Below are 26,855 nucleotides of genomic sequence, written 5' to 3'. Positions count from 1 at the left end.
GGTCACATAAAAGACAGGCGAAAAAAAACCGGGATTTACCCGGTTTTTAGCGACATCGTTGAATTACGGTTTCGCGACAAAGCCGATCGCTTCGTACACCGCTTTCAGGGTGACAGAAGCGCGGGCGCTGGCTTTTTCGGCACCCTCTTTCATCACTTTCTGCAGGAATGCTTCATCATTGCGGTAACGGTGATAACGCTCCTGCAACTCGGTCAGCATGCCGGAAACCGCGTCCGCTACTTCACCTTTCAGATGACCGTACATTTTGCCTTCAAAGCGTTGTTCCAGTTCAGGAATGCTCTCGCCGGTCACTGCAGAGAGGATATCCAGCAGGTTGGACACGCCCGCTTTTTCTTTCACATCGTAACGCACAACCGGCGGCTCTTCGGAGTCGGTCATCGCGCGTTTGATTTTCTTCACGACGGATTTCGGGTCTTCCAGCAGGCCGATCACATTGTTGCGGTTGTCGTCCGACTTAGACATCTTTTTGGTCGGCTCCAGCAGCGACATCACGCGCGCGCCAGATTTCGGAATGAACGGCTCTGGCACTTTGAAGATATCGCCGTAGATGGCGTTAAAACGCTGCGCGATGTCGCGGCTCAGCTCCAGGTGCTGTTTCTGATCTTCACCGACCGGAACCTGGTTGGTTTGGTACAGCAGAATGTCCGCCGCCATCAGAACCGGATAATCAAAAAGACCGGCGTTAATGTTTTCTGCATAACGCGCAGATTTATCTTTGAACTGCGTCATACGGCTCAGTTCGCCGAAATAGGTGTAGCAGTTCAATGCCCAACCCAGTTGTGCATGTTCCGGCACGTGGGACTGAACGAAGATGGTGCTTTTCTCAGGATCGATACCGCACGCAAGGTAGAGCGCCAGCGTATCCAGCGTCGCTTTACGCAACTGCTGCGCATCCTGACGCACGGTGATGGCATGCTGGTCAACGATGCAGTAGATGCAGTGGAAATCATCTTGCATGTTCACCCACTGACGCAGCGCACCCATGTAGTTGCCAATGGTCAATTCACCTGAGGGCTGTGCGCCACTAAAAACGATGGGCTTAGTCATTTTTCAATTCCTGATTTTCGCTTTGCAAAAGCCCGAGAGCGGGCAGAAGGTCATTAATACTGTCGTAAACAACGTCTGGCTGGCTAAGGTCAATCGCTTCACCGTAGTTATAGCCATAGGTAAGTCCCACAGACGGACAGCCTGCGGCAACCGCGGCCTGAATGTCATTTCGTGAATCACCCACGAAAAGCATTTGCTCAGGCGCAATACCCATGCGGCTCGCGACAAGCAGTAGCGGGTCCGGATGCGGTTTTTTGTTTTGCACGTCGTCACCACCGATGACCACGCTAAAATATTTGGCGATATCCAGCGCTTCCAGCAGAGGCGCAACAAACGGCGTCGGCTTGTTGGTGACCAGACCTAACGGCAACCCGTTGGCGTGTAGCGCACCCAGCGTATCCACTACGTTGGGGAACAGGAACGTCCCCTCTTGCGCCACATCCGCATAATAACGGTCGAACAGCTTACGCAAAATACGCACCTGTTCTTCAGCAGGGATGTCGTCATCAACAGGCGGTTTGCCCATTGTTTTACGCTGCATCGCACGTTCCTGGCGAGACCAGGTCAGTGCGCGTTCCATCAGCACATCTGCGCCGTTACCAATCCAGGTAATAACACGCTCTTCGCCTGCCGTCGGCAGTTCCAGCGCATACAACGCCATATCTACCGCAGCGCTTAATCCCGGTGCGCTGTCGACCAGCGTCCCGTCGAGGTCAAATGCAACGCCTCGAATATTCTGCAATTTATCCATGACTTACCTTCGCCAGTTCACGGCGCATTTCATCTATCACTTTTTTGTAGTCTGGCTGGTCAAAGATGGCAGAGCCTGCCACAAACATATCCGCGCCAGCCGAGGCGATTTCACCGATGTTGTCCACCTTGACGCCGCCATCCACTTCCAGACGGATGTCGTAGCCGGATTCATCGATACGACGACGCACTTCGCGCAGTTTCTCAAGCGTCTGTGGAATGAAGGACTGACCGCCGAAGCCCGGGTTAACGGACATCAACAGGATCACATCCAGCTTGTCCATTACATAGTCCAGATAGCTAAGCGGCGTGGCCGGGTTGAATACCAGGCCGGCTTTGCAGCCGTGCTCTTTAATCAGTTGCAAGGTGCGGTCGACGTGTTCGGAGGCTTCCGGATGAAAAGTAATGATGTTGGCGCCTGCGGCGGCGAAATCCGGCACAATACGGTCAACCGGCTTCACCATCAGATGCACGTCGATAGGTGCGGTAATACCGTATTTACGCAGGGATTTCAGCACCATCGGTCCGATCGTCAGGTTCGGCACATAGTGGTTGTCCATGACGTCAAAATGCACGACATCAGCACCGGCAGTCAGTGCTTTCGCGGTGTCCTCACCCAGGCGAGCAAAATCAGCCGACAGAATTGAGGGGGCAATCAAATACTGTTTCATCCGCTTCTCCTTGAGAATTATTTTTTCGCGGGCGAAACGACTCCTGGTTGGTACAGAGCCAGCAGTTCGTCCACCTTTTTTCGTGTGCCGCCGTTGCTGCTTATACTGCGCCGCACTTTAACCTGAAAATGTTTCGCCGCTTTGTACCACTCACGGGTATCGGGCGTGTCATGGTTTGAAATTAACACTGGGATCCGCTTACTGACCAGCTTTTCTGCCATCTCTGCCAGATGCGCCTGCTCTCTGGGGCTGAAGCTGTTGGTATGATAAGCGGTAAAATTCGCCGTCGCAGAAAGCGGCGCATAAGGCGGGTCACAATAGACCACAGAGTCTGCATCCGCACGATCCATACACTCTTCATAGGAGAGGCAATGGAACTCTGCATTCTGCGCTTTTTCGGCAAAGTGATACAACTCCGCTTCCGGGAAGTAGGGCTTTTTGTAACGGCCAAACGGCACGTTAAATTCCCCGCGCAGGTTATAGCGGCACAGTCCGTTGTAGCCAAAACGGTTCAGATACAAAAACAGTACCGCACGGCGGAACGGATCCTGACACGCGTTGAATTCCTCGCGGAACTGATAGTAAACCTCAGCCTGATTTGTCTCAGGGGTAAACAGCTCACGGGAAGCCTGCACATACGCATCGGTACGTGACTTCACGATGTTATAGAGACTGATGAGGTCGCTGTTGATATCGGCGAGGATATAACGAGAAAAGTCGGTGTTGAGAAACACCGACCCGGCACCCACGAAGGGTTCAACCAGACACTCACCCGGTGGCAAATGCCGTTTTATATCTTCAAGCAGGGGGTATTTTCCCCCTGCCCACTTCAAAAAAGCGCGATTTTTTTTCATGCTGACTAACTAATTACACCTTCTCCGGCTGTGGAGAAAGCTCCGACAGCATCCTGCGCTTTAATAACATTACTTCAGATCGGCCTGAACCTGATGCAACGGTTTTGCCCACGGGTTTTTCGCCTGCACATCGGCTGGCAGCGTAGACACCGCACGTTTCGCATCGTCTTTCGAGGCATACACGCCCGTGACCAGAACATACCACGGTTGGCCGTTACGCGTCGTCTGATACACAACAAAGTTTTTCAGGTTCTCTTTCTTCGCCCAACTGTTCAGGTTGTCGTAGTTAGAAGAACTGCTGAGCTGCAGGGTGTAATGGCTGCCCGGTGCAGATTTTAACGACCCAACGTTGCCTGCACTTTTCCCACCGGCCGCGCCTGGTGTCGCTGCAGCCGTCGGCGCAGTTTGCGCAGGCTGTGTCGTTTGAGCAGGCGCAGACGTCGTGCTGGCGGTTGCTTTCGGGGCTACCGTTGTTGTCGGTGCAGATGTTGCTGCAGGGGCTTTCGCGGTTGTCGCCGGAGCCGTTGGTTCCGTACGTTTTGCCTGAGCGACAGGTTTCGGCTCAGTTACCGTCGATTTCGCTGTCGTCTGCGGTTTCTTCGGCTCAATCACAGCCTGTTTGCGTTCCGGACGAGTGGTTGTGGCAGGAGCCGCAGGTTCCTTTGTCTCCTGACGCGACGCATTACCGTTGCGGATTGGCGCAACCGTGGCCGGTTCAGTCGGCAGTGTGGAGTTAACCACCACATTGTTAACCTGGCTCTGATTTTGCGGCTGCGAGAGCGCATTGTTCAGGTCGCCCTGAACTTCAACACGTTGCTGACCTTCGGTCGCTGCAGGCGCTTGTCCTTCGGTCGGCGTGGACGAAATTGGCGGCAAGGAAACTTCTTGCTGCGGTGCAGTACCGGCGGTTTGCTCAGCAGATGTTGCACCCGGCGCAGGCTGGGTTGCATTCGCTTGATCGGCGGTATTGCCTGAAAGATCGATACTCTTCTCGCCAGAAGCAGTTTGCTCGCTTGAAGAGGAGGTTGAAGGTGCCTTCAGCGCGGAGCCGATTCCGATAATCAGCAGCAGCAGCACAAGAACACCAACACCCATCATCATGTACTGACGGGAAGCCGGTTTACTGACCGCTTTTTTGCGCTTGCGCGGACGACGCTCTACACGTTCTTCGTCATCATCCACCGCATCATCATCGGATTCGTAATCTTCTTCAGGCTCGACATCTTGCTCCTCATTGCGGTCTTTACGCGCACGTGTCGGGCGATGATCGTCCGCATCCAGATCAACATCATCAAAGTTGATCTGCGGCTCACCACGTTCAGAAGATTGACGAGAACGACCAGTACGACGATCGCTGGGATCGGGTTTCAGCTCGTCTTCTGGTTTGAATTCATCCATTTAACACCCCACTCAAAGGTTAATGCTTACAACGTTGCAGTTAACCTGAAGCTAAAAGACCCAATAATTGCGGTCTGACCTTTCTTGTTGTTACGCCTGCTGACAATCAGCAATCGCGCTAAGAACCACCTCGTGCGACACTCCGCCGCGAACTTCACTCTTCCCTATTGCCAACGGGAGAATTAAACGCATTTCACCCGCCAACACTTTTTTATCACGCAGCATGTGCGGCAAATAAGCCTGCGCGGACATCTCGCGGGGTCCGTTAACAGGTAAGCCAGCACGCGCAAGCAGCGTAATAATACGCTGTGTGTCAGTTGCATTAAACTGACCCAGACGTTCTGACGTGCGAGCAGCCATCACCATACCTGCAGCGACCGCTTCACCGTGTAACCAATTGCCATAACCCATTTCGGCTTCGATAGCATGGCCAAACGTGTGCCCCAGATTCAGTAAAGCACGTAAGCCCATTTCTCGCTCGTCTGCGGCAACAACTTCTGCTTTCAGCTCACAACAACGGCGAATACAGTACGCCATCGCCGTGCCATCCAGACGCAACAGCGCATCCAGATTTTCCTCCAGCCAGGTAAAGAACGCCCCATCCAGAATGATGCCGTATTTGATCACTTCCGCCAGACCCGAAGCCAGCTCACGCGCAGGAAGCGTTTTCAGACAGTCGAGATCCACCACCACGGAAGCAGGCTGGTAGAACGCGCCAATCATGTTTTTACCGAGGGGATGGTTTACAGCGGTTTTCCCGCCAACGGAGGAGTCAACCTGAGACAACAGGGTTGTTGGAACCTGGATAAAACGAACGCCGCGCTGATAGCTCGCCGCCGCAAAACCGGTCAGATCGCCAATCACGCCGCCACCGAGGGCTACAAGCGTGGTATCGCGACCGTGCGGTTTTTGCAGCAGGGCCGTAAAGACCGTATCAAGCACCGTCAGGCTTTTATACTGCTCGCCATCGGGAAGAATAACGCTATCAACGTTAACACCCGCCTGTTCAAGTACGTCGCGAATCTTATCAAGATAAAGAGGAGCCAGGGTTTCGTTGGTCACCAACATAACCTGCTCGCCCGATTTCAGCGGTAAGAATGAAGCTGGTTCGTTAAACAAACCAGCCGCGATGGTGATAGGGTAACTACGTTCCCCGAGAGTGACTGTAATCCTCTCCATGACGCGATATCCACCTTAATGGCTTGTACCCGCAGGCAAGTGTGTATTAAGCCAGAATCAGTTGCTTTCCAGCATGTGAATAATCTGGTTTGCTACGACTTTGGCGCTCTGATCGTCGGTACGAATGGTCACGTCTGCAATCTCTTCATACAGAGGATTGCGTTCGTCGGCCAACGCTTCCAGAACTTCACGAGGCGGAGCTTCGACCTGCAACAGCGGACGTTTTTTATCGCGCTGCGTACGCGCAAGTTGTTTTTCGATCGTCGTTTCAAGATAGACCACGACGCCACGCGCGGAGAGACGATTACGGGTTTCACGTGATTTTACAGAGCCACCGCCGGTTGCCAGCACAATACCCTGCTTTTCCGTCAACTCGTTGATGACTTTCTCTTCACGATCGCGGAAGCCGTCTTCACCTTCTACATCGAAGACCCAGCCCACATCAGCTCCGGTTCGTTTCTCAATCTCTTGATCAGAATCGTAAAATTCCATATTGAGTTGTTGAGCTAACTGGCGCCCAATAGTGCTTTTTCCGGCACCCATAGGCCCAACCAGAAAGATATTGCGTTTCTCTGCCATTTTTTCGGTACTACTAAGACTATTCGTTAATGATAAACCCGCTTCGCAGATACCCAGCGCAGCAGGACATGAACTGAAACCTCATAAGATATTGCGAGAGTCAGGTTGAAAATTATCTCAATACTCAAGCAGGTTTGGCAACTGAATAAATTACCAAACCCCGTGCATTTCCGGTCGCGACAAACCAGCAGTCTCATAAACACCAGACCCAGCGACGCATCGCGAAGTCAGATAACACGAAACCAGCCAACTATTTTGCCGCTTGAAAGGCGAAGAGTAATCACGGGTGCGTAAGCAACGAAAAGTACTGACTCTCAAATCGGTACTCCTTGTATGCTAAATACACCCCCACGTCAAATCCCTGAAACGTGTTCAGCGTAAAAACAACGGTATTTTATGCATAAATCACTCGGTCGATACCAGCCTGGGCGTGATGAACACCACCAGTTCACGTCGCTCATCTTCTTTACCATCGTGGCTAAAAAAATGGCCGAGCCAGGGAATATCCCCTAACAGCGGGACACTATCCTTGCCTGATTTTTTCTTTTGAGAAAAAATACCGCCCAGCGCCAACGTTTCACCGTTTTTCACCTCGACCTGGGTTTCGATCTCCTGCTTATCGATAGCCAACACTTCGCCATCCGCCTGTTGCAACACCTGGCCGGGCATATTCTGACTAATCCGTAACTTCAAACGAATGCGCCCTTTCTGTAACACCGTCGGCGTTACCTCCATCCCCAACACCGCTTCTTTAAATTCCACAGAGGTCGCGCCGCTTTCACCGCTGGAAACCTGATAGGGGATCTCACTCCCCTGCTTGATACTGGCCGGTTGTAAATGCGAAGCGAGCAGACGTGGGCTGGCGATAATATCGAGTTGCTGTTTTTGCTCCAGCGCCGAAAGCTCAAGATCCAACAGTCGCCCGTTAATGCGTCCGATGTTAAATCCCACGCGCGTCGTCGCCGTGGCAACGGAGAGATCGGTGGTCATCGTGGTCACATCTCCCACGCCTCCTGCCTGCTGGGCATCCGCAAGCGTCCATTTAACGCCCAGCTCACGTAAACTTTTTTCGTTAATGGTGACAATATGCGCAGCCAGTTCAACCTGCGCGACGGGCAAGTCCATCTGTTCCACCCATTTCTCTAACGTGGCCAACGCAACAGTGTTATCGCGAAGCAATAGCCTGTTGGTACGCTTATCCACCGTGATGCTGCCTTTTGCACTCAGCAGTTTTTCACCGACTTTCGCCAACTCTGCCGCATCGGCGTATTGCAAAGAAATATTGCGGTTTTCCAGTGGCATTGTTGCCTGCTGCTGCGCCCGTTCAGCCTCCTGACGCGTCATCATTTCTTGCTGCCAGGCCGCCGTCTGAACATGCAAAATCGCCCCTTCCTGGCGTAATACCAGTCCGGCGCTTTTCGCAACGGTTTGCAGAGCTAGCATCCACGGTACATCCGTCAGATGGAGTGACACCGAGCCACTCACATCCGGTGAGATCACCATATTTTTCCGCTCCTGTTCAGCAAGCGCCTGCAATACCTGAGCCACCGGAACGTCATCCACCATTAGCGTGACGTTTTGCGCTTTTCCCGCCTGCGCTGTCTGCATGATAATCATCAGCGTCGCGGCTATCCATAGCTTCATCCTTTTCTCCTTGTCGTTGCCACTGCCACTGTAATGGCTCACAGTTTTCACCGAGCTCGAGCGTTAACGTTTGCGTGGTCAGTTGGGCGACTCTCCACCCGTTATCCAGTGGCTCGAGAGGTTCCACCCGACGCCATTTCTGCTGACTGTCTTTGACGATGCCGATCAGCTTTTCGCCCCGACTTACCGCCCCCTGAAAGCGCCATTGCAAGAGCTCGCCTGTCTTGCAGCGGTCTTCTGGTGGTTTGAAAGGATCGCGCATACCGGTCAGCGTCAACAGAGAAAAACAAACCAACAGCCAGCGTTTACCCCTCATTCAGACGCTCCAGTTCCAGCGTCAGGAGTAACTCCGACATTTCCACGCTCAGTGAAAACCGACGTACGTTCATCCCACATGCCGCCAGTCGAACAAAGACGTCAGGAACTGCCTCCCAGACCGAGGCCAACGCCATCTCACCGCCTTCGGCAGAAGGCAACCAGTGAACAAGACGTCGATGTGACGTCTGAAATTCCAGCGGAGAAAAGGGAAGACGCTTTTCATCTGGAGCAATGTGGGCTTCACCGGCCGATACCATCAGCCGGTACTGCGCACGCCACTGCTGCTGCACGGTTGCCCGCTGCACAACCAATGCTTCTCGCTGTACGCGAAGCGCTGGCCCGCCCAGATAAAACAGACAAATAAGGAGCAGGATCCCCAGACAGACGTTTCCGGCACTCCAGCAGAGAATTCGGGTTCGGGGCGTTAACGCGCACCAGATATCAAAGAGGGCGTTCATGCATCACGCTCTTTTTTAACTGATAGTGAAACTGCCAGCGCCCCTCTGCGTCCTGCCGGGTTGCGCCGGTGTTGCTTAGCTCGAACATCGGCAAATGACGCAACATCGCTTCCAGCGAACGTAACGCGGTAAAGCTCAGCGCATTTCCTTCCAGTTCAAGCGTCTCCTGTTGGTAGGCCATCCTGGTGAACCATGCCTGATCAGGCATCTGGTGCGAAATCACGTCCAGCACCGACTGCCAGCGACGCATCTGGGCACGCAGCATTTGTCTCTGCAACGCTTGCTGGCGCTGCTGGTGCTGTTGTTCCAGCCCCCGTTTTCTCGCCATCAGCGCGGCGGCCCTTGTTTGTTCAGCCTCCAGCAGAACCGTGTTGGTTCGGGCTTCCTGCCCCGTAACACTGCAAACACTCAGCGCAATAACGATGAATAAGAACAGTGAACCGCCAAACATAACAGCCCAACATCGCAGGCACGCCATCCGTCGTGAACAACGCCAGGGCATAAAATTGATTGGTGGGCTCATCAACGTATCTCCCCCATCGCAAGACCGAGGGCGATCGCAAAAGCATGCCCTTGCGGCGGAATAGGGGGCTGGCGCACGGAAACGGCTTCCCAGGGATCAAAGCCATCTTCGCCGCACATCACCAGCGTGTCGGGAGGCATGGACAAGGCCGCAGCGAGATCATCAAGACGGCTAATTTCTTCGGCGGTTTTACGCCCCCAGGCATAACGTGTCGCCCACAACCACTGCACGTCATCGCGCCACACCAGACACTGCTGGCCCGAGGCTAAATACGGAATAAATCGTTGTAATGCACAGGCATCCGGCGTGACAGCCGTCACCCGCACCTTTAGCGTTTGCATGAGTGTCAGCAACGTCGAGACCTCCTTGCTTTGCGCGGCAGTCACATTGAACGACGAACTTAACGTATCCTCGCTATAGTCAAAACGTAGGGAGTCGGGATCCATGTCCAGATCACGCGCCATCGAACCGGTTAACCATGCTGTCTGTTCGCGTTCCCGCAGCGCCATCGCAGGGCGCGGAAAGCGTCTTTGCAGTGTTCTGCTGGAGGGAAATGAAAGGTGGATGGCGTGCTGATGAGGAAGCTCCCGGCTCCACGGTTGAAGTACCGCAGCAAGCTGTTCAGGATTGCAAATGTAACCCTCTTTGAGGACTAGCTGGTCGAGCGGCATACGCCACCAGCGCTGTAAAAGCCAGCCCGATGCGCCGCGAACAACGGCAACCGCCAGTACCTCATGCGGTTGAATATGAAGGCCTATTTGCCAGAACCGGAAAGCCATAGCTGATGATCTCCTTATCACCCGTCACTCTAACGGGTATATCAATGCGTCTGGCTTGCCTTTATACTACCGCGCGTTTGTTTATAAACTGCCCAAATGACACTAAATGGGAAATCTCCAGTGAAGTTCGTAAAGTATTTATTGATCCTTGCAGTATGTTGCATCCTGCTGGGAGCAGGCTCGATTTATGGTCTCTATCGCTATATCGAGCCGCAACTACCTGACGTCGCGACGTTAAAAGACGTGCGTTTGCAGATTCCGATGCAGGTTTATAGCGCGGAGGGTGAACTGATCGCGCAGTATGGCGAGAAACGTCGAATTCCGGTCACGCTCAACCAAATGCCGCCCGTCATGGTGAAAGCCTTCATCGCCACGGAAGACAGCCGCTTTTATGAGCACCACGGTGTTGACCCTGTCGGGATCTTCCGTGCGGCAAGCGTCGCGCTGTTCTCTGGCCATGCGTCGCAGGGGGCGAGCACCATTACTCAGCAGTTGGCGAGAAACTTCTTCCTCAGTCCGGAACGGACGCTAATGCGTAAAATCAAGGAAGTGTTCCTTGCCATCCGCATTGAGCAACTTCTGAGTAAAGACGAAATCCTCGAACTCTATCTGAACAAAATCTACCTCGGTTACCGTGCCTACGGCGTAGGTGCCGCAGCACAGGTCTATTTTGGTAAAACCGTTGACCAGCTTAGTCTGAGTGAAATGGCGGTCATTGCCGGCCTGCCAAAAGCCCCTTCTACGTTTAACCCGCTTTATTCCATGGATCGCGCCACAGCGCGACGTAACGTGGTTCTGTCGCGTATGTTGAGCGAAGGGTATATCACCCAGAATCAGTACGATCAGGCGCGTAACGAAGCCATTGATGCGAATTACCATGCGCCGGAAATCGCGTTTTCTGCCCCCTATTTGTCAGAAATGGTGCGCCAGGAAATGTACAGCCGGTACGGTGAAAATGCCTATGAAGATGGCTATCGCATTTACACCACCATCACCCGCAAAGTCCAACAGGCGGCTCAACAAGCTGTCCGCAACAACGTACTGGACTACGACATGCGCCACGGCTATCGCGGCCCGTCGAGTGTTTTGTGGAAAGTGGGTGAAACCGCCTGGGACAGCAAAAAAATTACTGACACGCTGAAAGCGCTGCCGACCTACGGACCCTTGCTCCCGGCCGCGATCACCAGCGCCACTGTGCAAGAAGCCACGGCAACGCTGGCGGACGGTACGTCGGTATCACTGCGTATGGAAGGCATTCGTTGGGCGCGTCCGTACCGCTCAGATACACAGCAGGGCCCCACGCCGCGTAAAGTGACTGATGCAGTACAAGCAGGCCAGCAAGTCTGGGTTCGTCAGGTAGGCGATGCCTGGTGGCTGGCGCAGGTGCCGGACGTTAACTCCGCGCTGGTTTCCATTAATCCGCAAAATGGTGCGGTAATGGCGCTGGTCGGTGGTTTTGACTTCAATCAGAGCAAATTTAACCGTGCCACCCAGGCGCTGCGTCAGGTGGGATCGAATATCAAGCCGTTCCTCTATACTGCCGCGATGGATAAAGGTTTAACCCTGGCGAGCATGTTGAACGACGTGCCCATTTCACGCTGGGATGCCGGTGCCGGTTCTGACTGGCGCCCCAAAAACTCACCGCCGCAGTACGCCGGTCCGATCCGTTTACGTCAGGGTCTCGGTCAGTCGAAGAACGTGGTTATGGTGCGTGCCATGCGCGCAATGGGCGTCGATTACGCAGCAGAATATCTGCAACGCTTTGGCTTCCCGGCGCAAAACATTGTGCATACTGAATCGCTGGCGCTGGGTTCCGCATCCTTCACGCCAATGCAGGTAGCGCGGGGCTATGCCGTTATGGCAAATGGCGGCTTCCTGGTCGATCCCTGGTTCATCAGTAAGATTGAAACCGACCAGGGCGGCGTCATATTTGAAGCGAAGCCGAAAATTGCCTGCCCGGAGTGTGATATTCCAGTCATTTATGGCGATACGCAAAAATCGAACGTCCTGGAGAACAGCAACGTCGAAGATGTCGCCATTTCTCAGGAGCAGCAAAACGCCACTGTGCCGATGCCACAGCTTGAACAGGCAAACCAGGCGCTGGTTGCCCAAAGCGGTACACAGGAGTATGCCCCGCACGTGATTAACACGCCGCTGGCGTTCCTGATGAAAAGCGCGCTGAACACCAATATCTTCGGCGAACCCGGCTGGATGGGCACCGGTTGGCGAGCGGGCCGCGACCTGCAGCGTCGGGACATCGGCGGTAAAACCGGTACCACCAACAGCTCGAAAGATGCCTGGTTCTCCGGATACGGTCCTGGCGTGGTAACGTCGGTGTGGATTGGTTTTGACGATCACCGCCGCGATCTGGGACGCACGACGGCATCCGGGGCGATCAAAGATCAGGTCTCCGGCTATGAAGGCGGAGCGAAGAGTGCGCAACCGGCATGGGACGCGTATATGAAGTCCGTTCTGGAAGGCGTACCTGAGCAACCGCTGACGCCGCCGCCAGGGATTGTGACGGTCAATATCGATCGCAGTACCGGTCAACTGGCCAGTGGCGGTAACAGTCGCGAAGAGTATTTCATCGAAGGCACCCAGCCAACACAGCACGCGGTGCATGAGGTGGGAACAACCATTATCGACAATGGTGAGTCGCAGGAACTGTTCTGATCAAAAAAAGGCGCTTCGGCGCCTTTTTTGTTTTTACTGCGTTGCGCTGCCGGGTGACGACCTACAGTCGTCCCTGCCCTTTCAGCCACTCGCGTACCAGAAACAAAGCGCTCACGTTACGCGCCTCATTAAAGTCTGGCTCTTCCAGCAGGTCCATCAAATACAGCAGCGGCCAGCGTACCTGCGGCAGGGGTTCGGGCTCGTCGCCTTCCAGCGATTCCGGATAGAGGCCTTCAGCCACCACGATGTTCATTTTGCTTGAAAAATAGGAAGGCGCCATGCTCAGTTTCTTTAAAAACGTCAGATCCTGCGCACCAAAGCCAACCTCTTCTTTTAATTCGCGGTTCGCTGCCTCAAACACACTCTCTCCGGGATCGATCAGCCCTTTGGAAAAACCCAGTTCGTAGGACTCCGTTCCCACCGCATATTCACGGATAAGAATCAGGTGATCGTCAACGATAGGTACAATCATTACCGCTTCGCGGGTGGACGGACGCATACGCTCATAGACACGTCGCACACCATTGCTGAACTCAAGGTCCACGCTTTCAACGTTGAACAGGCGCGATTGTGCGACAGTTTCTACTTTCAAAATGGTGGGTTTTTGTAATGATTTGCTCATCGTGAGAGTCTTTGCAGTGAAATCTGACGCCATTGTGCGATATGCAGCACGGTTTCGGCAATGTGAATTGCCATTTATTTACATTTATGCAACGCACTTAAAATTAATTCTTATTTCAAATTAAAAGTCAATAGGTTGAAATAACTCCAGGAATTTGCTGATATTCCGCATTTGGTGGTTTTGCTATGATTTGCATTCAATGGGATGCGCTTAAAAATGCTCAAGTTCAACTCCACACTTGCCGATAGCCAACCGCAAAATCACGTTTATTGGACAGGGTGCGACTGACCACGCCTGACAGACTTAGTAAGATGGGGAAAGCATGAGCACCATTTTGATTTTTGTAGCTGCTTTGCTGGCCTGCTGTCTACTGGCAGGATGGCTACTCAGGACACGCGCCAGGCGGCGAAGCCTGCCCTGGATCAATGCTTTCCCGGAGGCAGCCACGCGTAAGCTGACGCCCGAAGAGCGCAGCGCCGTTGAGAACTATCTCGACAATCTCAGCCAAATCCAACAAGTGCCAGGACCCACAGGCGCCAGCGCCGCGCCTGTGTCACTCACACTCAATGCTGAGAGCAACAACGTTATCGTTTTGACGCATTCGATTACGCGTTACGGCATTACCACCGACGATCCCAACAAATGGCGATACTATCTCGACTCGGTTGAGGTTCATCTGCCGCCTTTCTGGGAACAGTACATCAATGACGAAAATAACGTTGAACTGATCCATACCGACAAGCTGCCTTTGGTTATCTCACTGAACGGTCACACGCTGCAGGAGTATATGCAAGAGACGCGTGGCTATGCCTTGCAGCACACCGCCTCCACTCAGGCATCGATCCGCGGTGAAGAGAGTGAACAAATTGAACTGCTGAACATTCGCCAGGAAACGCATGAAGAGTATGCGTTGAGCCGTCCTGCGGGTCTTCGTGAGGCGTTGCTGATTGTCGCCTCTTTCCTGTTGTTTTTCTTCTGCCTGATAACGCCAGATGTCTTTGTTCCCTGGATGGCCGGTGGGGCTATTTTGTTGTCGGCCGCGGGGCTCTGGGGATTGCTTGCGCCGCCATCGAAAACCGCGTTACGGGAAATCCACTGCCTGAGAGGCACCCCGCGTCGCTGGGGGCTGTTCGGTGAAAATAACCAGGAGCAAATCAACAACATCTCGCTGGGGATCATTGACCTGATTTACCCTGCTCACTGGCAGCCTTACATCGCGCAGGATCTCGGTCAGCAAACCGATATTGATATCTATCTGGATCGCCACGTTGTACGCCAGGGCCGCTTTTTATCCCTGCATGACGAAGTCAAAAACTTCCCGCTACAGCACTGGTTGCGCAGTATGATCATCTCCGGAGGGTCTCTGCTGGTGCTGCTGATGCTGCTGTTTTGGATCCCGCTGGATATGCCCATCAAATTCACGCTGTCGTGGATGAAAGGTGCCCAAACCATTGAAGCCACCAGTGTGAAAAAACTCGAAGAAGCCGGGGTTCGCGTTGGTGATACCCTGCATCTGAGCGGTAAAGGCATGTGTAATATCCATACGCCCGGAAGCTGGACCGCGCAGCCGGGTTCCCCGTTCATGCCCTTTGATTGCTCGCAAATTATCTGGAATGACGCCAAGGCTCTGCCGCTGCCAGAGTCCGAACTTGTCAATAAAGCGACAGCGCTAAATCAAGCCATCAGCCGGCAATTGCACCCCAAACCCGAAGATGATTCGCGTGTCAGCGCCTCGTTACGCTCGGCGATTCAAAAATCTGGCATGGTATTATTGGATGACTTCGGTGACATCGTGCTGAAAACGGCTGACCTGTGCTCTGCTGATGATGAGTGCATACGCCTTAAAAATGCCCTGGTGAACCTCGGCAATAGCAAAGACTGGAATGCGCTGGTTAAACGCGCCAACGCCGGTAAGCTCAATGGAGTCAATGTTCTGCTGCGCCCTGTCAGCGCAGAGTCGCTGGATAATCTGGTGACCACCTCGACAGCGCCGTTTATTTCGCGTGAAACCGCGCGTGCTGCCCAGTCGCTAAACAGCCCCGCGCCGGGAGGATTCCTGATTATCAGTGACGAAGGTAGCGATCTGGTCGACCAGACTTACCCCGCCGTTTCACTGTATGACCACCCGGCTCAGGAGCAATGGGGTGCCTTCCAGCGGTTGGCCCAAATGCTCATGCAAACGCCGTTTAGCGCTGAAGGGATTGTCACCAGTATTTATACCGACGCCAACGGAACGAAGCACATCAGCCTGCACCGTATTCCAGACCGTTCAGGCCTGTGGCGCTACCTCGGTACGACGCTGCTGATGCTGGGTATGCTGGGCAGCGCGATATACAACGGCATACAGGCATTCAGACGCTATCAGCGTAATCGCACCCGCATGACCGAAATTCAGCAATACTACGAAAGCTGCCTGAACCCGAAACTGATCGCTTCCCCTGAAAGCCTCATCTGATAACACGCCCGTGCGGCAGGGTATGCTACCCTGTCGCGCAAATTGCTTCACTCAGGAGAGAACCCATGCACATTGATATCGCCTGGCAGGACGTGGACACCGTTTTGTTGGATATGGACGGCACGCTGCTTGATCTCGCGTTCGATAACTATTTCTGGCAAAAACTAGTGCCGGAAACCTACGGCGCACAGCACGGAATCTCTCCACAAGAAGCCCAGCAATTTATTCGCCAGCAGTATCAAGACGTACAGCATACGTTAAACTGGTACTGCCTGGATTACTGGAGCGAACGGCTGGGGCTGGATATCTGCGCCATGACGACGGAACAGGGACCGCGCGCCGTTCTGCGCGATGATACCGTTCCGTTTTTGGATGCGTTAAAAGCAAGCGGTAAACGCCGTATTTTGCTCACCAATGCGCATCCACACAACCTGGCGGTGAAGCTTGAGCATACCGGTCTGGCCTCACACCTTGATTTATTACTTTCCACCCACACATTTGGTTATCCCAAAGAGGATCAGCGGTTATGGCACGCTGTGGCTGAAGAGACGGGAATGAACGCGGAGAAAACGTTGTTTATCGATGACAGCGAGCCGATTCTCGACGCCGCCGCCCAATTTGGCATTCGTTACTGCCTCGGTGTGACCAATCCCGACTCCGGCATCGCGGAAAAGCAGTATACTCGCCATCCGTCACTGAATGACTACCGCCGATTGATCCCCTCGCTGATGTGAAGGAGTCGCCATGAAAGAGAAGCCCTCTGTTGAGGTCAGGCTGGATAAATGGCTGTGGGCTGCCCGTTTTTATAAAACCCGCGCCATCGCTCGTGAAATGGTGGAAGGCGGTAAGGTGCACTATAACGGGCAGCGCAGTAAGCCGAGTAAAATTGTCGAGCTGAATGCCACCCTGACGCTGCGCCAGGGTAATGACGCGCGCACGGTCATCATCAAAGCGATTACCGAGCAACGCCGCCCGGCAAGCGAAGCCGTCGCGCTGTACGAAGAGACGGCAGAAAGCGTAGAAAAACGCGAAAAAGTCGCGCTGGCGCGTAAGCTTAATGCGTTGACCATGCCGCACCCGGACAGGCGCCCGGATAAAAAAGAACGCCGCGACCTGTTACGATTTAAACACGGCGACAGTGAGTGACTGTCACCTGCAAGAGAGATGATTATGCCGCAACATGACCAATTACACCGTTATCTGTTTGAAAACTTTGCCGTACGCGGCGAGCTGGTGACCGTATCGGAAACCCTGCAACAGATCCTCGAGAATCATAGTTATCCGCAGCCGGTGAAAACCGTGCTGGCCGAACTGCTGGTTGCGACCAGCCTGCTCACCGCAACGCTGAAATTTGCAGGTGATATCACCGTGCAACTGCAGGGTGACGGTCCGATGAGCCTGGCGGTGATCAACGGAAACAACAACCAACAGATGCGTGGCGTCGCCCGCATTCAGGGCGACATTCCTGAAAATGCTGATCTGAAAACATTGGTCGGCAACGGTTATCTGGTCATCACCATCACGCCAGAAGAAGGCGAACGTTACCAGGGCGTGGTTGGTCTGGAAGGCGACACGCTGGCGGCATGCCTGGAAGACTATTTCCAGCGCTCGGAGCAGTTACCCACACGCCTGTTTATTCGCACGGGCGACATCGAAGGTAAACCGGCGGCGGGCGGTATGCTGTTGCAGGTGATGCCAGCACAGAATGCCCAAACGACTGATTTTGATCATCTGGCGACGCTGACGGAAACCATCAAAACTGAAGAGTTATTGACGCTGCCTGCAACCGAAATACTGTGGCGTCTGTATCACGAAGAAGAGGTCACGCTCTACGATCCGCAGGACGTTGAGTTCAAATGCACCTGTTCACGTGAACGTTGTGCGGGCGCGCTGAGAACACTGCCGGATGAAGAGGTCGACAGCATCATTTCTGAAGAAGGCGAGATCGATATGCACTGCGATTATTGCGGCAGCCACTATCTGTTCAACGCGATGGACATTACTGAGATCCGCAACAACGCCTCTCCTGCCGATCCGCAAGTCCATTAATCGCGTGTAAAACGCCGGTTGGCGACGCGACAGAGTCTCTTAAAGGCCGGGTGTGCGGTAACATCGCCCGGCATTCCTCACATTTTTCTCGCTGCCTCTCACCTATTATTTCGACGTGAATCGATAATTTAAATTTTGTTGTTACGTAATTTTCTTCTATGAATGCGATTACAGTCACAATATTCCCGCCAAATACACTTCTGTTTAACGTTTTAAGAACATTTTCCACAACAAAAAAGTGTTTCCTGCCATAATAATCGCCGCTTCGTGACAGGAGTTGCAGCGTTTTCAGTCACTCGTGATTTTTTCCAGATGCGTAAATCTATGAGCCTTGTCGCGTTAAATAAACCCTAAAAAACCTTAATATTTCAGGTAATACATCTTGGCTAAGGAGCAGTGAAATGCGTGTGAACAGTTTAACCCCGCAAGATCTCAAGGCTTATGGTATCAATGACGTTCAGGATATCGTTTACAACCCAAGCTACGAAACGCTTTACCAGGAAGAGCTCGACCCTTCCCTGGAAGGCTATGAGCGTGGTGTGCTAACGAACCTCGGCGCCGTTGCTGTTGATACCGGTATCTTTACCGGACGTTCGCCAAAGGATAAGTACATTGTTCGTGATGACACCACGCGTGATACGCTCTGGTGGTCCGACAAAGGCAAAGGGAAGAACGACAACAAACCGCTCGCTCAGGAAACCTGGCAGCATCTGAAAGGTCTGGTGACCCAACAACTCTCTGGCAAGCGTCTGTTCATCGTTGATGCCTTCTGCGGTGCCAACGCCGATACCCGCCTTTCTGTGCGCTTTATTACGGAAGTTGCCTGGCAGGCTCACTTCGTCAAAAACATGTTTATCCGCCCGAGCGATGAAGAACTGGTCAGCTTCAAACCTGACTTTATCGTGATGAACGGCGCGAAATGCACCAACTCGCAATGGAAAGAACAGGGATTAAACTCTGAGAACTTCGTGGCATTCAACCTGACCGAACGCATTCAGTTGATTGGCGGTACCTGGTACGGCGGTGAAATGAAGAAAGGGATGTTCTCAGTGATGAACTACCTGCTGCCGCTGAAAGGCATTGCGTCCATGCACTGCTCCGCCAACGTGGGCGAGAAAGGCGATGTCGCGGTCTTCTTTGGTCTTTCCGGCACTGGCAAAACCACCCTCTCTACCGACCCGAAACGTCGTCTGATTGGCGATGACGAACACGGCTGGGATGACGACGGCGTGTTTAACTTTGAAGGCGGTTGCTACGCGAAGACCATCAAGCTGTCTAAAGACGCTGAACCGGAGATCTATAACGCAATCCGCCGTGATGCGCTGCTGGAAAACGTGACGGTCCGCAACGACGGCACCATTGATTTTGATGATGGTTCCAAAACCGAGAACACCCGCGTTTCTTACCCGATCTATCACATCGATAACATCGTCAAGCCAATCTCCAAAGCGGGTCATGCCACTAAAGTTATCTTCCTGACCGCTGATGCGTTCGGCGTGCTGCCGCCGGTTTCCCGTCTGACTGCAAACCAGACGCAGTACCACTTCCTGTCTGGCTTTACCGCTAAGCTGGCAGGGACTGAGCGCGGCGTTACTGAACCCACGCCGACCTTCTCCGCCTGCTTCGGCGCAGCATTCCTGTCGCTGCACCCGACACAGTACGCAGAAGTGCTGGTAAAACGTATGCAAGCCTCAGGTGCACAGGCATACCTGGTGAACACCGGCTGGAACGGTACCGGCAAACGTATCTCCATCAAAGATACTCGCGCCATCATCGATGCCATCCTGAATGGTTCCCTGGACGACGCGGAAACCTTCAGTCTGCCGATGTTTGACCTGGCAATCCCTACCGAACTGCCGGGCGTGGACACGCGCATTCTTGATCCACGTAATACCTACGCGTCACCAGAACAGTGGCAGGAAAAAGCATCCGCGCTGGCAAAACTGTTCATTGAAAACTTCGAGAAATACACCGATACCCCAGCAGGTGCAGCGCTGGTGAGCGCCGGTCCGAAGCTGTAAATTTTTAAGATAATGACCCAGCCCCTTTTCCTTCAGGATTAGGGGCTTTTTTATTGCGAGAACCCTTTTGAAATGTACACTGTACACCTATAATCCTGGTGAGCATCACTATACGCAGGAAGCGTCATGTTCACTTTTATCGAACTACATGGATTCAGTAAGCGACGTCAGATACTGTTACCTGATGATGAGTTCCGCGCTTTCCAGGAGATGCTCATTGAAGATCCTGAAACTGGAGATACCATCGCCGATACAGGAGGATTTAGAAAAATCCGCTGGAGCCGTTCTGGTATGGGTAAGCGTGGCGGTGTTCGGATAATCTATTATAACGTGATGCGCAACGGTCGAATTTATCTGGCACTGGTCTACCCCAAAAATGAGCAGGATGATTTAACCGCAGAACAGAAAAAAATTCTGAAGCAACTATCCGATATGCTGCTTTAACGCAGAGGTTCTGTTACTCCCACCATGGGAAAAGTCCTGAGTGTGGTGTCAACAAGGGCAATGAGAGACAGATGAAAGACGAATTATTTGCCGATCTGCTGGCCAGTGCAGAAGAAATGGTACGTATCGAAAAGGGCGAAGAAACCCCCAAACCGGAATGTGTGCATACCTTTAGTGAGATTGATGTCAAAGCCATCCGTGAAGCAACCGGATTACGTCAGCAAGATTTTGCCGTCGCCGTTGGCGTGAGTTATGACCTGGTTAAAAGCTGGGAAACAAAACGACGTCAACCTACCGGGGCCCCGAGAAAACTACTCCTTCTGCTCCAGGCTAATCCTTTTATCATCAATCAATTAAAGATGATTTAAAACATGAGATTTAATGTTCAGCAATAAACAAAGGGAGGCATTTAGCCTCCCTTTTTTACACGTCAGTTCTACACATCCTTGATTGACGCCGGAATGCGAGCCATCGGAACCGGCAGCCAGGCGCGAATAGAGAGTCCGCCCCGCTCACTGGTGCCAATCTCCAGCATGCCGTTATGGTTATCAACGATACGCTGCACAATCGCCAGACCCAACCCGGTACCGCTGGTGCTGCGGGCGCTATCGCCGCGTACAAACGGCTGGAACAGGTGTTTGCGCTGCTCCGGCTTAATCCCCGGACCGTCATCCTCAACCTGGAACCAGGCGCGATGAGGTTCCGTCCCGCTACTGACTTTAATCCAGCCATTACCATAGCGTGCCGCGTTGACCACCATATTGGCGACCGCACGCTTAATCGACAGCGGATGCATCTTCACCAGAATAGTGCCTGGCTGTAACCCAGTGTCGATTTCGCGCTCGTAACCGCTTTCCGCGGCAATGACTTCGCCCAGCACGGCATTAAGATCGGCCATCTCCATCGGCATTTCCTGCCCGGTACGCAGGTAGTCGATAAACTGCTCGATAATGGCGTTGCACTCTTCGATATCTTTGTTGATGGACTCCGCGAGGTAACCGTCCTCTTCGCCCATCATCTCAGTGGCCAGACGAATACGCGTCAGCGGTGTACGCAGATCGTGACTCACCCCCGCCATCAGCAACGTGCGGTCATCGGCCAGTTGCTTCACGCCCGCCGCCATATGGTTAAAGGCTCGGGTCACGGAGCGCACCTCCGACGCGCCATACTCACGCAGCGGCGGTGGAATAATGCCCTTCCCGACCTGCAACGCCGCATGTTCGAGATCCACCAGCGGTCGGTTCTGGATACGAATAAACAGCCATGCGCCACCTATCGCCATGAGCATTATCGCCAGCGTATAGCGAAACAGTGGGGAGAAATCGCCCTGATGGATTTCAGTCAGCGGCACACGCACCCAAATGTTGGGCGATAGCCAGGTTTTTAGCCAAACGACGGGCGAGCTTTTGTTGACCTCGACGCGTACTTCCGTGGGGCCACCCAACTGCTGCGCCATCTGATGGCTTAAGAATTCATAGTGTTGCGCCCAACGAAGGCCAGCCTCTTCGGCGGCTTCGTTGGAGTAAAGAGAAATGCCCAGCTCACGGTAAATTTCCCGGCGGAACGCGGGAGGCACAACGAGCTGCGTGCCGTCCTCCAGTTGCAGTTTATCCGTCATCAGCATACGAACTTCGTAGGCCAGGACCTTATTAAACTGCTGGAGGCTCGGCAGAATCGCAAAGTTCAGCACCACCAGATAGGTCGTCACCAGGCTGACAAACAGCAAAGTGACGATGAGTAGCAACGTGCGGGCAAATGAACTTCGTGGCGAGAAGCGCATTCGCCTCATGCTTTAGAACCGTCCGGCACAAAGACATAGCCCAGACCCCAAACGGTCTGAATATAACGTGGGTGCGCCGGATCTTCTTCCACCATGCGACGCAAACGCGAAATCTGCACATCGATGGAACGTTCCATTGCGGAGTATTCACGACCACGCGCCAGGTTCATCAGTTTGTCGCGCGACAGCGGCTCACGCGGGTGGCTCACCAGCGCCTTAAGAACCGCAAACTCACCGCTGGTCAGCGGCATCGGCTCATCTTCGCGGAACATTTCGCGGGTGCCCAGATTCAGTTTGAACTTACCGAAAGCAATGACCGCTTCTTCCTGAGAAGGGGCGCCAGGCAACTCGTTCGCCTGACGACGCAGCACTGCGCGAATACGCGCCAGCAGTTCACGCGGGTTAAACGGTTTAGGAATATAGTCGTCAGCACCGATTTCCAGCCCCACAATGCGGTCAACTTCCTCACCTTTGGCGGTCACCATGATGATCGGCATCGGGTTGCTCTGGCTACGCAGACGACGGCAAATTGACAGGCCATCTTCACCTGGCAACATTAAATCCAGTACCATGAGATGGAAGGATTCGCGGGTTAGCAGACGATCCATCTGCTCAGCGTTGGCGACGCTTCGAACCTGGAAGCCCTGCTCGGTCAGATAACGCTCCAGAAGCGCGCGCAAACGCATGTCGTCATCTACCACCAGAATCTTATAATTCTCTTGCATTGTTTGTACTCCCAAAGGTTCGCAACAATTGTAAGTGTGTATTCTTAAGAAAGCTCACGTTCGTCACCAGTGAATTCTGGTATGAATTCCAGGCTAAATTGTTACAAAGCATATTTAACAGCAGCTTAAGTATACAATGAAACTTGCGGCACATTATTTATTCTGTTGATTACGTCGCGTAATACTAATTGTGCGCATAATCACAGCGTCGAAGGTAAATCAATAAGATGAAAACGCCCCTGATTACCCGGGAAGGGTACGAAAAACTCAAACAAGAGCTAAATTATCTCTGGCGTGAAGAGCGCCCTGAAGTCACCAAAAAAGTGACCTGGGCCGCAAGTCTTGGCGACCGCAGCGAGAATGCCGACTACCAGTATAATAAAAAGCGACTGCGTGAGATCGACCGCCGCGTCCGTTATCTCACCAAATGCATGGAAAATCTCAAAATTGTCGACTACTCCCCGCAGCAGGAAGGCAAAGTGTTCTTCGGCGCGTGGGTGGAAATCGAAAACGACGACGGTGATACCCGTCGCTTTCGTATCGTCGGTTATGATGAAATTTTCGGCCGTAAGGATTACATCTCTATCGACTCGCCGATGGCACGCGCGTTGTTGAAAAAAGAGGTGGGCGATCTCGCCGTGGTGAACACGCCTGCGGGAGAAGCGAGCTGGTACGTTAATACGATCGAATACGTAAAATGAGCAGGAACAATCCGAAGCCCCTGTGGATGACTGGCATTTTTGCCAGTCTGTCCGTATAACTATTCCCTGATTTTTACTCAGTAGATGAAGCCAATCCATGATGAATGATTCTTTCTGCCGCATTATTGCGGGCGAAATTCAGGCACGCGCCGAACAGGTAGAAGCTGCCGTTCGCCTGCTTGACGAAGGGAACACCGTGCCGTTTATCGCACGTTATCGTAAGGAAATCACCGGCGGTCTGGATGATACGCAACTGCGTAACCTGGAAACGCGTCTGGGGTATTTACGCGAACTGGAAGACAGACGTCAGTCGATCCTCAAATCTATTTCCGAGCAAGGCAAACTGACCGATGAGCTGGCAAATGCCATCAACGGTACGTTAAGTAAGACCGAACTCGAAGACCTCTACCTGCCTTATAAACCGAAGCGCCGTACCCGTGGACAAATAGCTATCGAAGCAGGCCTTGAGCCGCTGGCCGATCTGCTGTGGACCGACCCGTCCAACGACCCGGAAGCAGAAGCCGCCAAATACATCGACGCCGAAAAAGGCGTGGCTGACACCAAAGCGGCACTCGACGGAGCGCGCTACATCCTGATGGAGCGTTTTGCCGAAGACGCCGCCCTGCTGGCGAAAGTACGTGATTATCTGTGGAAAAACGCCCACATCGTGGCGACCGTGGTGGCAGGCAAAGAGGAAGAAGGCGCGAAATTCCGCGACTACTTCGACCATCACGAACCGATCTCCTCCGTTCCGTCTCACCGCGCACTGGCGATGTTCCGCGGTCGTAACGAAGGCATATTACAGCTCTCGCTGAATGCCGATCCGCAGTTCGATGAGCCGCCGAAAGAGAGCCACGGCGAACAGATTATCCAGGACCACCTCGGCCTGCGCCTGAACAACGCCCCGGCGGACAGCTGGCGTAAAGGCGTAGTGAGCTGGACATGGCGTATTAAAGTGCTGATGCACCTCGAAACCGAATTGATGGGAACCGTGCGCGAGCGCGCAGAGGATGAAGCAATTAACGTCTTCGCCCGTAACCTGCACGATCTGCTGATGGCAGCGCCAGCCGGTCTGCGCGCCACCATGGGTCTCGATCCGGGTCTGCGTACCGGCGTGAAGGTCGCCGTTGTTGACGGTACCGGTAAACTGGTCGCCACCGACACCATTTATCCGCATACCGGTCAGGCAGCCAAAGCCGCCGTCGCGGTTGCCGCGCTGTGCGAAAAATACAACGTTGAGCTGGTCGCCATCGGCAACGGTACCGCATCGCGCGAAACGGAGCGTTTCTTCCTCGACGTACAGAAACAGTTCCCGAAAGTGACCGCGCAGAAGGTGATCGTCAGCGAAGCCGGCGCATCCGTTTACTCAGCTTCCGAACTGGCGGCACTGGAGTTCCCGGACCTCGACGTTTCGCTGCGCGGTGCGGTTTCTATCGCCCGACGTCTGCAAGATCCGCTGGCCGAACTGGTAAAAATCGATCCGAAATCCATTGGTGTGGGCCAGTACCAGCATGACGTCAGCCAGACTCAGCTCGCCCGTAAACTGGACGCCGTGGTCGAAGACTGCGTAAACGCCGTTGGCGTCGATCTGAACACGGCTTCCGTGCCGCTGTTAACCCGCGTGGCAGGTCTGACCCGGATGATGGCGCAGAATATCGTGAGCTGGCGTGATGAGAACGGCCAGTTCCAGAACCGCCAACAGTTGCTGAAGGTAAGCCGTCTGGGGCCAAAAGCCTTTGAACAGTGCGCGGGCTTCCTGCGTATCAACCATGGCGATAACCCACTGGATGCGTCCACGGTTCACCCGGAAGCGTACCCTATCGTCGAACGCATTCTGGCGGCCACCGAACAGTCCTTGCGCGACCTGATGGGCAACAGCAGCGAGTTGCGTAACCTGAAAGCGTCTGACTTTACTGACGAACGCTTCGGGGTGCCGACCGTCACCGATATCATCAAAGAGCTGGAAAAACCGGGTCGCGACCCGCGTCCGGAGTTTAAAACCGCTCAGTTTGCCGATGGTGTGGAGACCATGAACGATCTGCTGCCTGGCATGATCCTGGAAGGCGCAGTCACCAACGTGACCAACTTTGGCGCATTTGTGGATATCGGCGTCCATCAGGACGGTCTGGTGCATATCTCTTCCCTGTCGAACAAGTTCGTCGAAGATCCTCATACCGTGGTGAAAGCGGGCGACATCGTTAAAGTGAAGGTGCTGGAAGTGGATCTGCAACGTAAGCGTATTGCCCTGACCATGCGTCTGGACGAACAGCCCGGTGAAACGAACGCCCGTCGCAGTAGCGGCAGTAACGAACGTGCCCAGGGCAATCGCCCGGCGGCAAAAGCGGCAAAACCACGCGGTCGCGACGCTCAACCTGCCGGTAACAGCGCCATGATGGACGCACTGGCCGCAGCGATGGGTAAAAAACGCTAACGCCGGTTTTGTTTGCGTCTTCCTGCTTCTGGCACGGCTCTCGTGCCAGAAGCAGCCTTCCGTTTTTTTTGGATCCCCAAGCTTTTCCCCCTTTCTTCCCGACAAGCAAATCCATTTACGGTTTAACAATTAACGTCTGCAGAATGAATCTGTTAATTAATTTCATCAGGTGAGGATGACACCATTAATTATCACACTGTTAACATATAAAACGTTAATTAAACATTAAGAATGGGTAATTATTGCCGAAGAGTATTACCTGTCCGTAAGGGGAATAAATGTTGAGCCATATCAAGATTGGTTCAATTTATTATACAAAACCACATTCGGTCACATTTTAAGTATTGATGATAGAAACTATTCTCATTATCATTGTACTGTTGATTATTTAATCTTTCCTTCGTTGGCTAATCATCTGGTCTCATGCCCTCCGCTCTGGCGCACCGCATGAGGTAAACATCCAGTTAGCGAGAAACAAAGTAGGTCCCTATGCAATTCACTCCAGACACTGCGTGGAAAATTACCGGTTTTGCCCGTGAAATCAGTCCGGCGTACCGTCAGAAACTGCTTTCCCTCGGCATGCTGCCCGGCTCTTCTTTTAATGTGGTGCGCGTTGCGCCCTTAGGCGACCCCATTCATATCGAAACGCGTCGTGTTAGCCTGGTATTGCGTAAAAAAGATCTGGCCTTATTAGAAGTGGAAGCGGTTTCCTGTTAATACAGTGAGTCTATAA

The 26,855-nt window shown here is 53.3% G+C and carries 26 protein-coding genes; 11 read left to right on the top strand and 15 right to left on the bottom strand.

Features of this window, described 5'->3' with window-relative positions:
* Positions 1–63 precede the first annotated feature (63 nt).
* The 12 genes from trpS to AC07NP_RS04735 form a co-directional block, all read right to left on the bottom strand.
* Positions 64–1,068, bottom strand: a complete 1,005-nt coding sequence (gene trpS, locus AC07NP_RS04790) for a tryptophan--tRNA ligase (protein ID WP_203359741.1) — start codon at positions 1,066–1,068, stop codon at positions 64–66.
* The gene (gene gph / locus AC07NP_RS04785) at positions 1,061–1,819 is read right to left on the bottom strand and encodes a phosphoglycolate phosphatase (protein WP_494659737.1); all 759 of its coding nucleotides are present in this window, start codon (positions 1,817–1,819) and stop codon (positions 1,061–1,063) included. The genes trpS and gph overlap by 8 nt, the downstream gene beginning before the upstream one ends.
* Positions 1,812–2,489, bottom strand: a complete 678-nt coding sequence (rpe, locus tag AC07NP_RS04780; RefSeq protein ID WP_162380530.1) for a ribulose-phosphate 3-epimerase — start codon at positions 2,487–2,489, stop codon at positions 1,812–1,814. The genes gph and rpe overlap by 8 nt, the downstream gene beginning before the upstream one ends.
* Before the next feature lie 17 nt (positions 2,490–2,506).
* On the bottom strand, positions 2,507–3,343 hold the full coding sequence (dam, locus tag AC07NP_RS04775) for an adenine-specific DNA-methyltransferase (protein ID WP_494659736.1): 837 nt from the start codon (positions 3,341–3,343) through the stop codon (positions 2,507–2,509).
* Positions 3,344–3,412: 69 nt separating this feature from the next.
* On the bottom strand, positions 3,413–4,741 hold the full coding sequence (gene damX / locus AC07NP_RS04770; protein WP_494659735.1) for a cell division protein DamX: 1,329 nt from the start codon (positions 4,739–4,741) through the stop codon (positions 3,413–3,415).
* A gap of 90 nt (positions 4,742–4,831) precedes the next feature.
* Entirely contained in the window at positions 4,832–5,920 is a 1,089-nt protein-coding gene (gene aroB, locus AC07NP_RS04765; RefSeq protein ID WP_276293647.1) for a 3-dehydroquinate synthase, read from the bottom strand.
* Between the two features lie 57 nt (positions 5,921–5,977).
* Positions 5,978–6,499, bottom strand: a complete 522-nt coding sequence (gene aroK, locus AC07NP_RS04760) for a shikimate kinase AroK (RefSeq protein WP_042322869.1) — start codon at positions 6,497–6,499, stop codon at positions 5,978–5,980.
* A gap of 405 nt (positions 6,500–6,904) precedes the next feature.
* The gene (gene hofQ, locus AC07NP_RS04755; RefSeq protein ID WP_494659734.1) at positions 6,905–8,143 is read right to left on the bottom strand and encodes a DNA uptake porin HofQ; all 1,239 of its coding nucleotides are present in this window, start codon (positions 8,141–8,143) and stop codon (positions 6,905–6,907) included.
* Positions 8,055–8,459 carry a HofP DNA utilization family protein gene (locus tag AC07NP_RS04750; RefSeq protein ID WP_494659733.1) on the bottom strand — a complete coding sequence of 135 codons (405 nt, stop codon included), beginning with the start codon at positions 8,457–8,459 and terminating at the stop codon, positions 8,055–8,057. The genes hofQ and AC07NP_RS04750 overlap by 89 nt, the downstream gene beginning before the upstream one ends.
* Positions 8,449–8,919, bottom strand: a complete 471-nt coding sequence (locus AC07NP_RS04745; protein WP_494659732.1) for a HofO family protein — start codon at positions 8,917–8,919, stop codon at positions 8,449–8,451. The genes AC07NP_RS04750 and AC07NP_RS04745 overlap by 11 nt, the downstream gene beginning before the upstream one ends.
* Positions 8,903–9,442 carry a PilN domain-containing protein gene (locus AC07NP_RS04740; protein ID WP_494659731.1) on the bottom strand — a complete coding sequence of 180 codons (540 nt, stop codon included), beginning with the start codon at positions 9,440–9,442 and terminating at the stop codon, positions 8,903–8,905. The genes AC07NP_RS04745 and AC07NP_RS04740 overlap by 17 nt, the downstream gene beginning before the upstream one ends.
* A complete protein-coding gene (locus AC07NP_RS04735; RefSeq protein WP_494659730.1) occupies positions 9,442–10,221 on the bottom strand; it encodes a DNA utilization protein HofM in 780 nt (259 codons plus the stop codon). Before AC07NP_RS04735 ends, AC07NP_RS04740 begins: the two co-directional genes overlap by 1 nt.
* 120 nt (positions 10,222–10,341) lie before the next feature.
* Between AC07NP_RS04735 and mrcA the strand changes: the two genes are divergently transcribed.
* The gene (gene mrcA, locus AC07NP_RS04730) at positions 10,342–12,894 is read left to right on the top strand and encodes a peptidoglycan glycosyltransferase/peptidoglycan DD-transpeptidase MrcA (protein ID WP_494659729.1); all 2,553 of its coding nucleotides are present in this window, start codon (positions 10,342–10,344) and stop codon (positions 12,892–12,894) included.
* A 61-nt stretch (positions 12,895–12,955) separates the two neighbouring features.
* Here mrcA and nudE read toward each other — a convergent pair whose 3' ends face one another.
* The gene (gene nudE / locus AC07NP_RS04725; protein WP_494659728.1) at positions 12,956–13,516 is read right to left on the bottom strand and encodes an ADP compounds hydrolase NudE; all 561 of its coding nucleotides are present in this window, start codon (positions 13,514–13,516) and stop codon (positions 12,956–12,958) included.
* Between the two features lie 322 nt (positions 13,517–13,838).
* Here nudE and igaA point away from each other — a divergent pair, with 322 nt between their 5' ends.
* The 7 genes from igaA (at position 13,839) to nadS (ending at position 20,853) form a co-directional block, all read left to right on the top strand.
* Positions 13,839–15,971, top strand: a complete 2,133-nt coding sequence (gene igaA, locus AC07NP_RS04720) for an intracellular growth attenuator protein IgaA (protein ID WP_494659727.1) — start codon at positions 13,839–13,841, stop codon at positions 15,969–15,971.
* A 65-nt stretch (positions 15,972–16,036) separates the two neighbouring features.
* A complete protein-coding gene (gene yrfG / locus AC07NP_RS04715) occupies positions 16,037–16,705 on the top strand; it encodes a GMP/IMP nucleotidase (protein ID WP_494659726.1) in 669 nt (222 codons plus the stop codon).
* 10 nt (positions 16,706–16,715) lie between these two features.
* On the top strand, positions 16,716–17,117 hold the full coding sequence (hslR, locus tag AC07NP_RS04710) for a ribosome-associated heat shock protein Hsp15 (RefSeq protein ID WP_276293637.1): 402 nt from the start codon (positions 16,716–16,718) through the stop codon (positions 17,115–17,117).
* 24 nt (positions 17,118–17,141) lie between these two features.
* Positions 17,142–18,020: an Hsp33 family molecular chaperone HslO gene (hslO, locus tag AC07NP_RS04705; RefSeq protein WP_490469433.1), complete on the top strand. Its 879-nt coding sequence runs from the start codon at positions 17,142–17,144 to the stop codon at positions 18,018–18,020.
* Between the two features lie 401 nt (positions 18,021–18,421).
* Positions 18,422–20,041 carry a phosphoenolpyruvate carboxykinase (ATP) gene (gene pckA / locus AC07NP_RS04700; RefSeq protein ID WP_494659725.1) on the top strand — a complete coding sequence of 540 codons (1,620 nt, stop codon included), beginning with the start codon at positions 18,422–18,424 and terminating at the stop codon, positions 20,039–20,041.
* 126 nt (positions 20,042–20,167) lie between these two features.
* Entirely contained in the window at positions 20,168–20,485 is a 318-nt protein-coding gene (locus AC07NP_RS04695) for a type II toxin-antitoxin system RelE/ParE family toxin (protein ID WP_494659724.1), read from the top strand.
* A 71-nt stretch (positions 20,486–20,556) separates the two neighbouring features.
* Positions 20,557–20,853 (top strand): NadS family protein, encoded by a 297-nt coding sequence (gene nadS / locus AC07NP_RS04690; RefSeq protein ID WP_490469430.1) that lies wholly within the window; start codon positions 20,557–20,559, stop codon positions 20,851–20,853.
* A gap of 68 nt (positions 20,854–20,921) precedes the next feature.
* Here nadS and envZ read toward each other — a convergent pair whose 3' ends face one another.
* On the bottom strand, positions 20,922–22,274 hold the full coding sequence (envZ, locus tag AC07NP_RS04685; protein WP_276293634.1) for a two-component system sensor histidine kinase EnvZ: 1,353 nt from the start codon (positions 22,272–22,274) through the stop codon (positions 20,922–20,924).
* Positions 22,271–22,990 (bottom strand): osmolarity response regulator transcription factor OmpR, encoded by a 720-nt coding sequence (gene ompR, locus AC07NP_RS04680; protein ID WP_001157751.1) that lies wholly within the window; start codon positions 22,988–22,990, stop codon positions 22,271–22,273. Before ompR ends, envZ begins: the two co-directional genes overlap by 4 nt.
* Positions 22,991–23,217: 227 nt before the next feature.
* On the opposite strand from ompR, the gene greB reads away from it, so the two are divergent.
* From greB to feoA, 3 genes are all read left to right on the top strand, one after another.
* The gene (gene greB, locus AC07NP_RS04675) at positions 23,218–23,691 is read left to right on the top strand and encodes a transcription elongation factor GreB (protein WP_192610720.1); all 474 of its coding nucleotides are present in this window, start codon (positions 23,218–23,220) and stop codon (positions 23,689–23,691) included.
* A gap of 97 nt (positions 23,692–23,788) precedes the next feature.
* On the top strand, positions 23,789–26,122 hold the full coding sequence (locus AC07NP_RS04670) for a Tex family protein (protein WP_494659723.1): 2,334 nt from the start codon (positions 23,789–23,791) through the stop codon (positions 26,120–26,122).
* Between the two features lie 489 nt (positions 26,123–26,611).
* Entirely contained in the window at positions 26,612–26,839 is a 228-nt protein-coding gene (gene feoA, locus AC07NP_RS04665; protein ID WP_162380549.1) for a ferrous iron transporter A, read from the top strand.
* Positions 26,840–26,855: the final 16 nt, after the last annotated feature.

The organism is Citrobacter sp. GW821-FHT07H02, assembly GCF_059418505.1.
Note: the sequence above shows the minus strand (reverse complement) of the source record. Positions and strands in the feature narration are given on the sequence as shown.

Bases quoted from the DNA above. Each gene is read 5' to 3' on its own strand.
- igaA (WP_494659727.1), top strand. From the start codon at position 13,839: ATGAGCACCATTTTGATTTTTGTAGCTGCTTTGCTGGCCTGCTGTCTA.
- AC07NP_RS04735 (WP_494659730.1), bottom strand. From the start codon at position 10,221: ATGGCTTTCCGGTTCTGGCAAATAGGCCTTCATATTCAACCGCATGAG.
- yrfG (WP_494659726.1), top strand. From the start codon at position 16,037: ATGCACATTGATATCGCCTGGCAGGACGTGGACACCGTTTTGTTGGAT.
- gph (WP_494659737.1), bottom strand. From the start codon at position 1,819: ATGGATAAATTGCAGAATATTCGAGGCGTTGCATTTGACCTCGACGGG.
- damX (WP_494659735.1), bottom strand. From the start codon at position 4,741: ATGGATGAATTCAAACCAGAAGACGAGCTGAAACCCGATCCCAGCGAT.
- greB (WP_192610720.1), top strand. From the start codon at position 23,218: ATGAAAACGCCCCTGATTACCCGGGAAGGGTACGAAAAACTCAAACAA.
- hofQ (WP_494659734.1), bottom strand. From the start codon at position 8,143: ATGAAGCTATGGATAGCCGCGACGCTGATGATTATCATGCAGACAGCG.
- feoA (WP_162380549.1), top strand. From the start codon at position 26,612: ATGCAATTCACTCCAGACACTGCGTGGAAAATTACCGGTTTTGCCCGT.
- envZ (WP_276293634.1), bottom strand. From the start codon at position 22,274: ATGAGGCGAATGCGCTTCTCGCCACGAAGTTCATTTGCCCGCACGTTG.
- dam (WP_494659736.1), bottom strand. From the start codon at position 3,343: ATGAAAAAAAATCGCGCTTTTTTGAAGTGGGCAGGGGGAAAATACCCC.
- AC07NP_RS04745 (WP_494659732.1), bottom strand. From the start codon at position 8,919: ATGAACGCCCTCTTTGATATCTGGTGCGCGTTAACGCCCCGAACCCGA.
- AC07NP_RS04670 (WP_494659723.1), top strand. From the start codon at position 23,789: ATGATGAATGATTCTTTCTGCCGCATTATTGCGGGCGAAATTCAGGCA.
- aroK (WP_042322869.1), bottom strand. From the start codon at position 6,499: ATGGCAGAGAAACGCAATATCTTTCTGGTTGGGCCTATGGGTGCCGGA.
- hslO (WP_490469433.1), top strand. From the start codon at position 17,142: ATGCCGCAACATGACCAATTACACCGTTATCTGTTTGAAAACTTTGCC.
- nudE (WP_494659728.1), bottom strand. From the start codon at position 13,516: ATGAGCAAATCATTACAAAAACCCACCATTTTGAAAGTAGAAACTGTC.
- pckA (WP_494659725.1), top strand. From the start codon at position 18,422: ATGCGTGTGAACAGTTTAACCCCGCAAGATCTCAAGGCTTATGGTATC.
- aroB (WP_276293647.1), bottom strand. From the start codon at position 5,920: ATGGAGAGGATTACAGTCACTCTCGGGGAACGTAGTTACCCTATCACC.
- AC07NP_RS04750 (WP_494659733.1), bottom strand. From the start codon at position 8,459: ATGAGGGGTAAACGCTGGCTGTTGGTTTGTTTTTCTCTGTTGACGCTG.
- AC07NP_RS04740 (WP_494659731.1), bottom strand. From the start codon at position 9,442: ATGAGCCCACCAATCAATTTTATGCCCTGGCGTTGTTCACGACGGATG.
- ompR (WP_001157751.1), bottom strand. From the start codon at position 22,990: ATGCAAGAGAATTATAAGATTCTGGTGGTAGATGACGACATGCGTTTG.
- hslR (WP_276293637.1), top strand. From the start codon at position 16,716: ATGAAAGAGAAGCCCTCTGTTGAGGTCAGGCTGGATAAATGGCTGTGG.
- nadS (WP_490469430.1), top strand. From the start codon at position 20,557: ATGAAAGACGAATTATTTGCCGATCTGCTGGCCAGTGCAGAAGAAATG.
- rpe (WP_162380530.1), bottom strand. From the start codon at position 2,489: ATGAAACAGTATTTGATTGCCCCCTCAATTCTGTCGGCTGATTTTGCT.
- AC07NP_RS04695 (WP_494659724.1), top strand. From the start codon at position 20,168: ATGTTCACTTTTATCGAACTACATGGATTCAGTAAGCGACGTCAGATA.
- trpS (WP_203359741.1), bottom strand. From the start codon at position 1,068: ATGACTAAGCCCATCGTTTTTAGTGGCGCACAGCCCTCAGGTGAATTG.